Below are 12,033 nucleotides of genomic sequence, written 5' to 3' on the forward strand. Positions count from 1 at the left end.
GGTGCGACGGCCCCTGGAAAGGGCCACGTGGGCCCCCGGAGCCTTGTCCACTTACAGACATCCTCACCCTCCGCCCGCCGGCGCGACCGCTGCCGCCGACGGTTCGCTCCCTCCCATGTCCAGCCGGAACGGCGGGTACTTGTCGGTCATGAGAGACATGTAGACGAACACCCGCAGCGTCCAGCGGACCAAGCCCATGAGGAAGTCGAACAGATCCCGCGGGTAGGTCCCCGTGAAGGTCAGGATCACCATCGCGACCAGCGAGAGCATGCCGATGAGTCCGGAGGAGAACGGGGTGTAGTCGTCGATGTACCGGAACGCGCTCCAGCCACTGGTGAGCAGAATGGCGATCACCAGGCACTGCGGGATGACCAGCAACCACTTGATCAGAACCAGTCCCCGTGACAGCCGCGCGGGGTAGGAAACGTCGACGTGGACCGGGTATTCGGGAACGTCTTTCAGGGTGAATGGTGGATACGCGTCGGTGCCGAGCACCGTGGAGGAGTAGTAGCTGACACGCAGGCTCCAGCGTATGACGCCCACATTGAATTCGAAGAGCCTCCGGGGATAGCGGCCGGTGAAGAGGATACTGAAGAACGCGACGACGCTCAGCAGCAGGAACGCGACTTGCAGGAAGAACAGAACGATGTAGTGCGGGATGGCGAGGATCCACTTCACCAGCCACTTCCATCGACTGAGCCGGGGATCCAGTGTTGCTTTGACGTGCAAGGGATGAGTGTAAGCGGGAAACATCACTGCCATTTCCTTTCCTTCAGGGGGTGCAAAAAAGTCTCCGTACCTCACATCGCCCGCGGTTTGCCGGGACGATGTGGGTCGGCAACTTGCGCGGCAGAAGCCGGTACCACCATTGAGCCCCGGCATTCGCCTCACGTCAGCTCCCGTGATTTCGTGACAAGAGGACACGTGACTTGACGGATGGCGGCGGAGCGGATAGGGCCCGCGACGGCAAAAGCCCGGTATGACCTGATCGGCGGTGGTCACGGGGGCCACGGGTCCAGATATGAACTCGTCCTGACCCGTCACGCATGTCAAGCCCCGACATTTCGCGGCATGACGCGCGGCCCATGGGTCGGTTTCCCTCGACATGGAACTCATCCGGGTTCCGCGAAGGGCAGTACTCGGGAATTTCGCGTACAGCCAAGAGGGCAGGAGAATCAGATGCAGATCATCGCCGTCGTTGCCGCCGCCGTCACCGCAGCAGCTGCCAGCATGGTCTACATGCGTTACGCGGCGGCAGGCAGCCAGGAGCGACGCATACCGGGGATCTTCGCAAGGCTCGCGTATGTTCCGCTCCGGGTCGAGCTGGTCTGCTACCCGGCCTGGTTCGCAAGCGCGCTTCTGCTCGGCTTCACGCTGCCGTCATGGGCGGCCGTGACCGTGTATGGCGTAGCCGCACTGCTCCCGTGGGAATTGTTGCGCCGTCGTCACAACCTCCGAGTCGGAAATGACAACCCGATTTGACACGGCCCTTTGCCCGTTCGCTGACCGGCACGTCGGTCTGAGTCCGAGCTGCGCGCACGGTCGACCGACTTGCCCCGCAGGGACGCCGTCCGTTCTCCCGGATCCCACAGTCGCACCGCGCGGTCGCCGCTGGCAGCGGCCAGGGTGCGCTCGCTCTGGTCCCGTGGGGCCCGGCTTCCTGCTGGCCGGCACGAGGCTTCGTAACTTCCCCGGCCGACCAGACTCCCGCGCGGCGAGTACCCCCGTGTGCACGGATTGAGAAACCGGCTGCGCGCGTCCCCACCACGACGCCATCCTGTGCGTGATGCCGACGTACCCACATCAACTGTTCACAGCGCCCATTTCCGCCATCGACGCGGACATGGTGCGCGGCTTCCTCGCCCTGCGGCTGGAAGAGAGCTTCACGATCGACTACAAGCGGAACATCGATGCGGTCTCGGATACGGTCGCTGCGATGGCCAACAGCTACGGCGGCGTCGTGCTGATCGGTGTCGACAACGATCCGAAGGATCAGAACCTGCCGGGTCCGCTGCGCGGCGTGCAGCCGTCGGACAAGGACAAGCTGGTCAGCAAGATGGTCACTGTCTTCGATCCGCCCGGCTGGTGCCCGGATGTCATCCCCGTCGCGATGGACGGGACGACGCTCTTGGTCGTTCGCGTCGACCCGGAAACGGTCCCGCGTCCGTTGCTGCACAAGGGAACCGCCAAGGTACGTGTGGACGGAAGGAACGACACGGCTGACCGGCGGCTCCTGCGGTTGCTGTTCCAATCGGCCGACGAGACGACGATGACCCCGGGCAGCGATCCGCGCTTCGCTCCCGACCAGTACGCCGCGCCGGGCCACCGGCCGGTGTACCGGCGGGACCCCCCGGACGTGGTGATCCGCGCCTCAACCTCGCGTCCGCTTCGGCAAGACGGCGTCCGACGCCGGCTCCGAGGCACCACCGTCGATGCCCTCATCTCGGCGTTGAGTGATCGTCAGGGATTGCCTCGGGGCATCGCGCAGTACCCGCCCCCCTCTCTGACAGGGCTTGCCGCACGCGTCCGACCGGGAGAGCGGCTCAGCGCATGGGAAGTGGACCCCCATCACGGACACAGCCGTTTCGTACGGATCTCAGCCGGCCACGGCACCCTGTCGGAGCCACCCACCACCACCGGGACACGGATGGAGTGCTCCGCTGAACTCGCCGGCGGCGGAACCAGCATCGATGTGCACTTCGACGTCTTGTACTGGATGCCCGGACAACGCCTCGCGGGGGAGCTCTGGGTACAGACCGCATACGAGGCGGTTCAGGCACTCGTACGCCATGCGCTTCCCACGCTGACCCAAGAACTCACGGGCACAGCCAACGCCGCCACGCCGCCGATCGAGCTCCACATCGCAACGGGTCGGCCCGACCAGAGAACCCTTTCGAACCTCCTGGACACCACGATGCTCGGCGAGCGCACCGGGGTGGGCGATGTGCACCGGGGCAGTGAGTACCTGCCGGAGGAACTCGTTGGGGTGGATGACCTGAAGGGCGCCACGCTCGAAGCCCTGCACAACATCGCGCTGGATTGGCGATTCCTGTACCCCGGTTTCCCAGAGGTGCACGGCTGATCGTCCCCCGCCGGCCGCGCGGCCTCCCCTCCATGGGCCTGGAGGCGATGGCAGGGGACTGTTTCGGGTGGAGTTCCGGTCCCGCGGGGCGGTGGTCGTTAGGGTGGGGTGGAGGCACCGATCATGGCAGTCGCTCTGCCGTTCGGCCCGGCCTGGGGCCGCGCGTGGAGTGGCGGCGAGACGTCGGCGCCGATACTCCGAGGGGAGCCGCTCATGACCACGGCGAAAGACCTGTTCATCATCGCCATCGACCCGCGCGCGAAGCGTCCCGTGGGACAGGGTGACCTGTCGCTCGCACTCGCGGGGGCCGAGCTGATCGACCTCATCGGTGCGGGGGCCGTGAGCCTGGACGGCGAGCGCATCGTGCCGGGCTCCGAGCCGGCCCCGGCTGATCGCCTGTTGGGCGAGGCGTCAGCGGCACTCGTCCGGCAGGCGCCCCATGAGCTGGTCGAGGATTGGCTGTGGCGCCGGGGCCGGGAGCTCGCCGCGGCGTACCAGGCCGCGCTGGAGGCGGACGGTCAGCTGGCTCCCGGGCGGCGCGGCCGTCTGGGCTTCGGCTCCGAGCGGATGGAACTCGTCGATACGGAGGCTGGCCGGCGGGCGATGAGCCGCTCGGCGGCGGAGGAGCCGGTCCTGGCCGCCCTCGCTGCGGCCGTGGGCATTCGCAGCGGTAAATCTGGTGAGTCGGAGGAGTTCGGCGATTCCGAGAAGTTCGGTGAGCCGGAGGAATTCGATGAGTCCGGGGTGTCCGAGGAGCCCGGGAAGCTGTCCGGGGAGTCCGGTGGGGCAGGGGAGCCGTCCGAGGGCGAGCCGGTCCTCGACGACGATCCGGTGACGACCGTGCTGGCCGCCGTCAACGACGCGGTGATGGAACTGGAGGCCGTACGGCAGCGGCGGACCATCGAGAACGCGGCGTTCGCCAACGTCTGGCGGGTTCCCTGACGGGGGCGCGTACGAGACGGGCGCAGGCGGGGCCCCGGGCCGTTTCGCAGTTGTCAGAGCGGTCGGGCAGGGTTCGGCTGGTAAATCGCCCCCGCGCCGTCCCCTCGACGTTCACCGCATCCAACTTGCCCGGCCGAAGGACCGTTTGCCGCGGTCTCTCGTGGATCGCCGCTCGCCGGCGCGCGTGCCTCGCACCCTGCCCCGTGCCGTGATCCACCCCTTCGGCACGCACCCGGCCGGGTCCACTCCGAGTGCGGCGCGGTGTGTCTGCACGGTCCGTGGAGCGGGGCTTTCTTCAATGGGCCGACTCCTACGGAAACGGCCACCGTATGACCCTCCTCCCACGGACCCCTTTTTCACGAACCCTCCTCCCCCCGCACCGGCTACCAGCGCACCCAACGGCCCAGGACCTCGACCACCCCCAGGCCGCCTACCCCCAGGCCCCCTACACCCGCCGGTCCCTCCTCAGGGGCGCCTTCACCCTGGCCGCCGCAGCCGCCCTGCCCCTCGCCGCGGCGGGGCGCGCATACTCCGCCGCCGGTCCGGACATCATCAGTTGCGCCGCCTGGGGGGCACGGGACGCGTCCGAGCCCGTCGCCATCCTGGGCACTCGTCCGGAGCGGATCATCGTCCACCACACGGCGACGGCAAACGTGACGGACTACTCGCGGCAGCGCGCCTTCGCCCTGGCCCGCGCGATCCAGACGTACCACATGGACGCGCAGGGCTGGATCGACACCGGTCAGCACTTCACCGTCAGCCGCGGGGCGTTCGTGCTGGAGGGCCGCCACAGCAGCCTCGCGGAGCTGGGTCGCGGCCGGCGCCAGGTTCGCGCGGCACACTGCATCGGGCAGAACACGGTGTCGATCGGCATCGAGAACGAGGGCACGTACACCTCGCAGCTCCCGCCGGCGGCACAGTACGCGGCGCTGGCCGACCTGTGCGCCCACGTCTGCCGCCAATACGGCATTCCGGCCTCGGCGATCTACGGGCACCGCGACTTCAACTCCACCTCCTGCCCCGGCGACCGGCTCTACGCCCTGCTCCCGACCCTCCGCAAGGACGTCGCCACACGCCTCGGCACACCTCCGCCGAATCCGAGTACGGATACGGATCCCCCTACGGGGCCGGAGCCGGAGCCGGACCACGACAACGACCGCGACCCGGTATGGGAACTGGTCAACCGGGAAACCAACCAGCCGGCCTCGGGGCTCAGGGAGTACCTCCCGGCGGACCTCTTCCCTGACGGCTGACTCGTCCGACGAGCCCCTGCCGCCCGATCCCCCCAGGCGGCAGGAACCGGCCGTGGCACCGGAAGCCCCCGGGCCGGTCCCGGCCGGTCGATCATCTGTCGGAGGACGCTCCCCGGCCCGCCCCGGCCTGCGCCCGGTACCTCCCCGGGGTCGTCCCGAACTCGCGGCTGAAAGCGTGCGACAGCGCGTAGGGGGTGCCGTAGCCGACCTGACGGGCCACCGTCGACAGCGGATCCGCGGTATCCCGGAGCAAGGCGGCGGCCAGGTTCAGCCGCCACCAGGTGAGGTAAGCCATCGGCGGACGGCCGACCAAGGCGGTGAAACGCCGCGCCAGGGTCGGCCGGGAGACCCCCGCCTCGGCCGCCAGGCGTTCGTTGGTCCACGGGGCGGCCGGGTCCGAGTGCAGCGCGCGCAAGGCGGCGGCCGCGACCGGGTCCCCCAGTGCCGCGGGCCACGTCCCGCTCCTGGCCTCCTCCATCCAGGAACGGACCATGTAGACGAGCAGGAGGTCGAGCAGGCTGGGCACTGCGACCCCGGCGCCAGGTCGATGCCTTTCCAGTTCTCGCCCCAACAGCCCGATGGCGCCGCGGAGTTCTGGATGCGCATCCTCCCGGCTCGGCAGGTGCACGAGCTCCGGCAGCTCCGCCATCAGCGGGTGCGACCGGCTGCGGTCGAGGCGGTACTTGCCACACAGCATCTCCACCGCACCGGAGCCGTCCTCCGGAGCGGGCGCCGCCATCGTGCCGGCCAACTGCTCGAAGGGCACGGCCCGCTTCACGGCCGCTGCGTCCGCGGGTCCGTCGGCGATCACATGCCCCGTCCCGTGCGGCAGCAGCACCGCGTGCCCGGGACCCAGCACGACGGGGGAGCCCCCGTCGGGCAGTAGCCAGCAGCTGCCTTCCAGTACGACATGGAAGCCGGCGCCGTCGTACGGGGCCAAGCGCGTGCACCACCGTCCACCCACCCGCACCCGGTCCGAGGAGGGCTGTCCGATCCGCACGGCCGAGATCGCATCGCTCACCACGTCCATGGGACCAGCCTAGATGAGACGATGAGACGTTCTCGTATTCCAGTGAGCCGCACGTGCATTGAGAGGCTCATCAAGCCCTCCTACGGTGGAGGCCATGAAGAGCGAACGCGAGAGCGAGAACGAAAGCGAAAGCGACAGCGCCCAGCGCATCCTGCTGGGAGACGTCGAGGTCATCCGGATCACCGAGTGGGCAGGACCGTTCACCCCCGCCCGCACCCTCGTCCCGGAAGCCGGCCCGCACGTCTGGAAGGACAACGAGCACTGGCTGGCCCCGGACCACTGGCAACCGGAGGAGGACATGGCCGTGGCGGCCCTGCAGACGTGGGTCCTGCGCAGCGCCGGCCGCACCGTCCTCGTCGACACCGGAGTCGGAAACGGGCGCGAACGCCCCGGCTCACCGGAGTTCCACCACTGGCAGGGGGACTTCCTCGAACGACTGGCACACGCCGGAATCCGCCCGCAGGACGTCGACACGGTCGTCAACACCCACATCCATGGCGACCACGTCGGCTGGAACACCCACGATGTCGACGGCCACTGGACGCCGACCTTCCCCAACGCCCGCTACCTCATGCCGGCGGCGGACGATTTCCACTTCGGACCGGACAACGCGTACGGGGCGGGCTTGCGCCTGGACGACCGGCTCATCTACGAGGACAGCGTCGCGCCCATCCACCGGGCCGGCCAGGCCGTGCTCTGGGACGGCACATACCGCATCGACGAACACCTCACCCTGGAGTCGGCCCCCGGCCACACCCCCGGCTCCAGCATCCTGCGCCTCGCGTCCGGCGGCGAACGGGCGGTGTTCGTCGGTGACCTCCTGCACAGCCCCGTCCAGATCCTGCGGCCCGCCTGCAACAGCTGCTTCTGCATGGACGCGGACCAGGCGGTGGCCACCCGCCGGCGGATCCTGGAACGGGCATCGGACGCCCACGAACTCGTGGTTCCCGCCCACTTCGGCGGGACGGGTGCGGTAGAGGTCCGCCGGGACGGTGCGGCCTTCGCCCTCGAGCACCGCGAGCGGTGGTGAGGACCCCGTAGGCCGCAACGCCGTACGCGGCTCCTCAGAGCACGCGGTGGACCGGAGCATCAAGGCTGCCGACTGCCGGCCGCGTGTTGGTTCGTGCTGTCAGGCAGGTGAGGTTCCGAGAGCACGGGCGAGTCGTTCGTTGTGCTCCCGGGTGATGCCCTGGGCGAGCCCGTTGTCGAATCGCGGGCTGCGGGGGTCGTCGCTCCGGAGTATGCCGCCGGAGGGGTTTTCGTCGGGCAACCACCAGCCGGTCGGCTCCCACAGGGGGTGATCCACGAGGAGCTCCGCCACGCGCCGCGCGCTGCGGGCCGGAGCCCCGACCCGGACCAGTGCCTCGGCGATCACGTCGGGCGCGTCCTCGTCGTCCAGCGCCTCCTCGTCACTCATCGCTGGCAGCAGGAGCAGTAGTCGGGCGTGCGGGTCGTGGATGCCCGGAGCTTGGCGGTCGGGGGTGTTGGCGATGTGGATCAATTCCCGCCAGGAGAGGCCGGGGCCCGCCTGGCGTCCGCCGATGGTGGCGAGGTGACCGTGCCGGTCCCAGTCGGGGTGGGTAATGAGGTATTGCGTCCCGTGATCGGAGGGGCGGCTCAGCACCATCGCGGTGTGTCCGCCGGCGAACGGGACCCGGAACACCGGCCACGTGCCCGCGCCCGCCAGCGCCGTACTCGCCGCCTCGGCGTTCGCCGCGTCTGTTCCGAACCACTCGGCGGCCGGCGCACCCTCGTATTCCTCCGGGTCGCACATCCACATCAGGTACGCGGCCCAGAACCCGGGGTAGGAGACCAACTCCTCCCCAGCCACCAGCGGGGCATCGTGATATCCGTCGATCAGCATCCGGCAATTCTGCCCGCACCTCTCGACACGCCTGGCCAGGGGGCGGCCGGTTTCAGCCGCTTCGTGGACGAGAGTGCGGCAGAGGTTTGATCAGGACCCGGCGCAGTGGCTGCCGTCGTCGCCGGTGGCATTGCGTCGGTACGGCGCGGAATGGACCGCGATCAAGCTCCGCTGGGGCCTGCCGCCGACGAGGCGGAGCGGGACCGGCTGCCCTGGTGCCATGGGCACCAGGGCCCCTCCGCATGCGCGCCCCCTGTAGGAGGCGCCATGACAGCGGACGACTCGTTCGGCCGCCTTGACGACGACTACCCCGTCGAGACGATGGTCCGGGCCGCAAGGGCGGCGAGGTGAGCTCTCCGGGACGTCGCCCGTTGTTCCGCCGACGGCGGGCTGGTTTGGCAAGGTCCCTGTACGACCGGCCGGTTGGGTCAGGGTCGGTCGTACCGCTCGCACCTGAGCGGGTTCGCGTTCGCATCGTCAATGCAGACGATGACGTACGCGGCCCCACCGGGCACGTCTGCAGGGATGACGGTCTCGATCGGATACGTCACGTCGCACTTGGTGCTGGTGCTCCTGGCGCCGAGCTCGTTGCCAGAGGCACCGTACGCGCCGAACCAGGCCCGGCGGCAACCGACGGCCCGGAGTACCCCCTCGGCCCCGACCGACCGGTTGTACCAGGTCAGGGTGCCGCGGACGTAGCTGGCCCCGTACGGAACGTCGAAAGCGGTGGTCGGGTAGGCGGCGGTCTGCGCGCTGGCTGCGGGAGTGCCGAGTAACATGCCGGCGGTCAGTGCCGCGGAACCGAGGGCGGCGGCGAGATAAGTCTTCATGCGGTCTCCAGGATGGGATCGGCCGGTTGCGGCTTCACATCCTGGGCGTGTCGGGCCCCTCCGGCCCACCTCTTAAGTCACGGCTTAAAAGGGGCCGGGATGGCAGGCGCAACCCCACCCACCTCGGCACGAGGCCCCTCCGACCCCTGGGCAGGGCGGCACTGCGCCCTCGGCCTCACGGTTCCGTCAGGGCGCCGGTCCGCAGCAGGGCCAGCCCGAGGGGGGTGATGTGGTGCAGCACGGACCCGCCTCGGCGGGTGGTGGTGATCAGGCCCGCCTTCCTCAGCACCTTGGCGTGCTGACTGGCCGCTGCGGCCGTGACGTTGAGGCGCCGGGCCAGGTCGCTGGTCGTGCAGCCTTCTGCTGTCACCTGCAGGGCGGCAGCCCGCGTGCGGCCGAGCAGGGACCCCAGATTCCGACCGGCGGAGCCATCCGCTTCCGCCGACCCGGTACCGGCCAGGGGTCGACGCAGAGCCGGCACGGTCAACCGGGGTGGCTGGGAGATGTCGAGCGGATCCCACAGAAAGCTCACCGGATGCTTCGAGAAGACCGTGGGTGTGATGATCAGTCCCCTTCCTTGGAGACGTACGTCAACTCGGCGCGGATAGGGAGCTTCGAGGACCGGCGGGCGCCAGCGGACCAGTGGTGCGCACACCGAACGCAGCAGCAGGTCGATGCCCCCCTCCAACATCAGGCTCGCGCAACGGGTGGACAGCGCGACCAGTTCGGAGCGCCCTTGATGCCAGAAGGGCTCAACGGTCACCCGATGACAGGCACGCACGGCCTCGGCGAGCTCCCGCCGCGCTTCGCGGTCCCCTTCGGACACCCGCCTGGCCCATGGCAGGTGTGCGGGACGGAAGTCGAGGCCTTCCAGCTCGCGTCGAAGCCGGGATACCGGGGCGTGCAGCAGGTTGTCCACGGCGTGGTCCATAGAGGGCACGTCGCCCATCAGCGCCAGCAGATCAATCCCGGGGCCGCGCACGGGAACCAGGGACGTCAGGGGGCGGGTCTCGGCTCCCATCCGGCCGGCAACCGCTGACCGCCACGAGCGGAAGTGAGGAAGCTCCCGGTTGTCTCTCAGCAGCTCCAGGCTGTAGTAGACCTCCGCTGCGACGCCGATCGATGCGGCCACCCGCGTCCGGGCGAGGTCTTCCGCCGTGAAGTGAATGCGTAACACCGACCGGCCTCCTGCCAGCGAGTAGAGCGCGCGAGCACACCCCCAGCATGCCCCACCCCCATGCCCGATCCGGCATGCAGGCGCAACGCTGCCCCTGCCCGACCACGTGTACGCGGGCGAGCAGGAGCGCCGGGGGCACCAAGGTGGGGACGGGCCTAACCGGAAGCTGCCGGTCAGCGGGGTGTGACGTCCACCCAGGTTCTGGCCGCAGTCTTCGTCGCAGAGCCTGCCATCGCGGGCGACCGGACCGGTCGGCCGAGAAGCAGGCACAGACCGGCCAAGCCGCACAGTCTCTAGGCTGCCGACTCCGGACGGCTGCCGGGCTCGAGCTCCCGGGTTGCGACGGGAGTGGAGGGGCTCCATGGTGAGTCGTGAGCAGGCTGCGGCATGCGCTCCGCAGATCCGAGGCCGGATGGGTCGCCCACGGAGCTGATCCGACGAGCGGACGGCGTGGCCGCGCACCATTCCTGCCGACACCGGACCGTGAGGGCTGAGATGGACGACAGGCTCCAGCCGAAGACTGTCCTGGTGACCGGGGGCGCCACCGGTATCGGGCTCGCCACGGTACGTCGGCTCCTCTCCGATGGCTGCAGCGTCATGATGGCGTCCAGGAACCGAGAGCGGGGCGAGGGCGTCGTTGCCGAGCTCGGCAGCGCGCGAGCCGCCTTCCACCCACTGGACGTGACGGACGAGTCATCGGTTGAGTCGTCCGTCGAAGCCACTCTCCAACGCTTCGGGCGTCTGGACTGCCTCTTCAATAACGCCGGGATCGAGGGCACTGCGGGGCCGATGGCCGCGTGGTCTGCTGACGTCGTCGATGCGGTGCTGGACGTGAACGTCAAAGGCGCGTTCCTGTGTATGAAACACGCCGTGCCGCGAATGGCTTCCGGGTCGGTGATCGTGAACAGCTGCTCCTGGCTCGGGATGATTCCCATGCCTGGCGCCGCACCTTACGCAGCCAGCAAGGCCGCCCTGCTCAGCCTCACCCGTTCGGCGGCCGCCGAACTCGCCGAGCAGGGGATCTCGGTCTTCGCCATCTGTCCAGCAGTTGTCGACACCCCCATGATGGACCGAATCTCGCAGATGGCAGGCGCCCCCATCACGGCCCTCGCCGAGGGCATCTGTCCGAGCCGACAGGTCACCTCGCCCGACAGGGTGGCGGAAGTAGTCGCCGGCCTCCTGACATCGAAGGCGCCCTTCGAAAGCGGATCAGTGCTGCGAATCGATCCGAACGAGATCGAGCGAGTCGGGCCATGACTTGAGCGAACGAGCCCTCGCCGTCCCCTTCCGGCAGGGGGCAAGGAAGCAATCGCTGGCGTTCATAGCCTCGATTGCGGCGTCAGAAGGCGACGCGGAGCCGGTGAAATTGCGCGCTCGAGCCACCACTTGAGGCTTCAGGATGAGGCGGTGGAACAAGTGACAGGCCGGTGCCGGCCAGACATCCCTCGATGAGGAAGTGCTGGAGCTGGATGTGTCGCAGGCCCCGGCGGAGGGCGCGGGTGAGGTGGTCCGGGTCAGTCAAGGCGGTGTTCCCCATCGGGCCGCGTCACAGGCGAGACCAATGCCTTCTACCAAGTCGAGGTCCGGTGAATACGAGGGCAGTTGGAAGACGGTGAGCCAGTCGTGCTCGGCCGCGTACCGCTTCATTCCGGCGGCCAGGTGCGTGTTCAGGTCGTCCCACACAAGGACGATCGGGCCGCCGAGCTGAATATGCGCGCGGACGGCGAGGTCGCGGTAGTCGTCCGGGCGAAGCTCTTGCGAGCCCCTTTGAACGGAAGGTGGGAAGCGGGGCCGGTAGATGTCCTTGCCGCGCAGACTGGAGTCGGCGGGCACGGGCCCGCCCGGCCGGCTGGTG

General features: G+C 69.0%; 12 protein-coding genes and 2 pseudogenes. 8 read left to right on the forward strand and 6 right to left on the reverse strand.

The annotated features are described in order from the left end of the window. Positions 1–63: 63 nt before the first annotated feature. Positions 64–753, reverse strand: a complete 690-nt coding sequence (locus tag AB0D44_RS08580; RefSeq protein WP_362586593.1) for a DUF4389 domain-containing protein — start codon at positions 751–753, stop codon at positions 64–66. A 426-nt stretch (positions 754–1,179) separates the two neighbouring features. On the opposite strand from AB0D44_RS08580, the gene AB0D44_RS08585 reads away from it, so the two are divergent. The 4 genes from AB0D44_RS08585 to AB0D44_RS08600 all read left to right on the forward strand — a co-directional run bounded on the left by AB0D44_RS08585 (position 1,180) and on the right by AB0D44_RS08600 (position 5,277). Continuing rightward, positions 1,180–1,482 (forward strand): hypothetical protein, encoded by a 303-nt coding sequence (locus tag AB0D44_RS08585; RefSeq protein ID WP_362586436.1) that lies wholly within the window; start codon positions 1,180–1,182, stop codon positions 1,480–1,482. 304 nt (positions 1,483–1,786) lie between these two features. After that, on the forward strand, positions 1,787–3,082 hold the full coding sequence (locus tag AB0D44_RS08590; RefSeq protein WP_362586439.1) for an RNA-binding domain-containing protein: 1,296 nt from the start codon (positions 1,787–1,789) through the stop codon (positions 3,080–3,082). A 213-nt stretch (positions 3,083–3,295) separates the two neighbouring features. Then, positions 3,296–4,024 carry a GPP34 family phosphoprotein gene (locus tag AB0D44_RS08595; RefSeq protein ID WP_362586442.1) on the forward strand — a complete coding sequence of 243 codons (729 nt, stop codon included), beginning with the start codon at positions 3,296–3,298 and terminating at the stop codon, positions 4,022–4,024. Between the two features lie 329 nt (positions 4,025–4,353). Beyond that, the gene (locus AB0D44_RS08600) at positions 4,354–5,277 is read left to right on the forward strand and encodes a peptidoglycan recognition family protein (protein WP_362586445.1); all 924 of its coding nucleotides are present in this window, start codon (positions 4,354–4,356) and stop codon (positions 5,275–5,277) included. Between the two features lie 91 nt (positions 5,278–5,368). On the opposite strand, the gene AB0D44_RS08605 is transcribed toward AB0D44_RS08600, so the two are convergent. Next, complete coding sequence (locus AB0D44_RS08605; RefSeq protein ID WP_362586447.1) at positions 5,369–6,307, reverse strand: AraC family transcriptional regulator; 939 nt, start codon at positions 6,305–6,307, stop codon at positions 5,369–5,371. Positions 6,308–6,401: 94 nt separating this feature from the next. Here AB0D44_RS08605 and AB0D44_RS08610 point away from each other — a divergent pair, with 94 nt between their 5' ends. Next, positions 6,402–7,337, forward strand: coding sequence for an MBL fold metallo-hydrolase (locus AB0D44_RS08610; RefSeq protein ID WP_362586449.1), 936 nt, complete (start codon positions 6,402–6,404; stop codon positions 7,335–7,337). A gap of 99 nt (positions 7,338–7,436) precedes the next feature. Here the strand turns inward: AB0D44_RS08610 and AB0D44_RS08615 are convergent, their stop codons facing one another. Further along, complete coding sequence (locus tag AB0D44_RS08615) at positions 7,437–8,171, reverse strand: hypothetical protein (protein WP_362586452.1); 735 nt, start codon at positions 8,169–8,171, stop codon at positions 7,437–7,439. Positions 8,172–8,247: 76 nt separating this feature from the next. Here AB0D44_RS08615 and AB0D44_RS08620 point away from each other — a divergent pair. Both AB0D44_RS08620 and AB0D44_RS08625 read left to right on the forward strand, forming a co-directional pair. Further along, positions 8,248–8,352, forward strand: a pseudogene (locus AB0D44_RS08620) (HNH endonuclease); the annotation flags it as partial. A gap of 86 nt (positions 8,353–8,438) precedes the next feature. Continuing rightward, positions 8,439–8,507 (forward strand): annotated as a pseudogene (locus AB0D44_RS08625) (MerR family transcriptional regulator); the annotation flags it as partial. A gap of 92 nt (positions 8,508–8,599) precedes the next feature. On the opposite strand, the gene AB0D44_RS08630 reads toward AB0D44_RS08625, so the two are convergent. Both AB0D44_RS08630 and AB0D44_RS08635 read right to left on the reverse strand, forming a co-directional pair. Next, positions 8,600–9,001, reverse strand: coding sequence for a hypothetical protein (locus AB0D44_RS08630; RefSeq protein WP_362586455.1), 402 nt, complete (start codon positions 8,999–9,001; stop codon positions 8,600–8,602). 175 nt (positions 9,002–9,176) lie between these two features. Beyond that, positions 9,177–10,178: a helix-turn-helix domain-containing protein gene (locus AB0D44_RS08635; protein ID WP_362586458.1), complete on the reverse strand. Its 1,002-nt coding sequence runs from the start codon at positions 10,176–10,178 to the stop codon at positions 9,177–9,179. A 495-nt stretch (positions 10,179–10,673) separates the two neighbouring features. Here AB0D44_RS08635 and AB0D44_RS08640 point away from each other — a divergent pair, with 495 nt between their 5' ends. Beyond that, complete coding sequence (locus tag AB0D44_RS08640; RefSeq protein WP_362586461.1) at positions 10,674–11,435, forward strand: SDR family oxidoreductase; 762 nt, start codon at positions 10,674–10,676, stop codon at positions 11,433–11,435. A gap of 261 nt (positions 11,436–11,696) precedes the next feature. Here AB0D44_RS08640 and AB0D44_RS08645 read toward each other — a convergent pair whose 3' ends face one another. Further along, complete coding sequence (locus AB0D44_RS08645) at positions 11,697–12,011, reverse strand: transposase (protein ID WP_362586463.1); 315 nt, start codon at positions 12,009–12,011, stop codon at positions 11,697–11,699. Positions 12,012–12,033 lie beyond the last annotated feature (22 nt).

This window comes from Streptomyces sp. NPDC048349 (assembly GCF_040651925.1).
Taxonomy (GTDB): Bacteria; Actinomycetota; Actinomycetes; order Streptomycetales; family Streptomycetaceae; genus Streptomyces.

Bases quoted from the DNA above. Each gene is read 5' to 3' on its own strand.
- AB0D44_RS08605 (WP_362586447.1), bottom strand. From the start codon at position 6,307: ATGGACGTGGTGAGCGATGCGATCTCGGCCGTGCGGATCGGACAGCCC.
- AB0D44_RS08585 (WP_362586436.1), top strand. From the start codon at position 1,180: ATGCAGATCATCGCCGTCGTTGCCGCCGCCGTCACCGCAGCAGCTGCC.
- AB0D44_RS08590 (WP_362586439.1), top strand. From the start codon at position 1,787: ATGCCGACGTACCCACATCAACTGTTCACAGCGCCCATTTCCGCCATC.
- AB0D44_RS08640 (WP_362586461.1), top strand. From the start codon at position 10,674: ATGGACGACAGGCTCCAGCCGAAGACTGTCCTGGTGACCGGGGGCGCC.
- AB0D44_RS08600 (WP_362586445.1), top strand. From the start codon at position 4,354: ATGACCCTCCTCCCACGGACCCCTTTTTCACGAACCCTCCTCCCCCCG.
- AB0D44_RS08630 (WP_362586455.1), bottom strand. From the start codon at position 9,001: ATGAAGACTTATCTCGCCGCCGCCCTCGGTTCCGCGGCACTGACCGCC.
- AB0D44_RS08610 (WP_362586449.1), top strand. From the start codon at position 6,402: ATGAAGAGCGAACGCGAGAGCGAGAACGAAAGCGAAAGCGACAGCGCC.
- AB0D44_RS08580 (WP_362586593.1), bottom strand. From the start codon at position 753: ATGTTTCCCGCTTACACTCATCCCTTGCACGTCAAAGCAACACTGGAT.
- AB0D44_RS08615 (WP_362586452.1), bottom strand. From the start codon at position 8,171: ATGCTGATCGACGGATATCACGATGCCCCGCTGGTGGCTGGGGAGGAG.
- AB0D44_RS08595 (WP_362586442.1), top strand. From the start codon at position 3,296: ATGACCACGGCGAAAGACCTGTTCATCATCGCCATCGACCCGCGCGCG.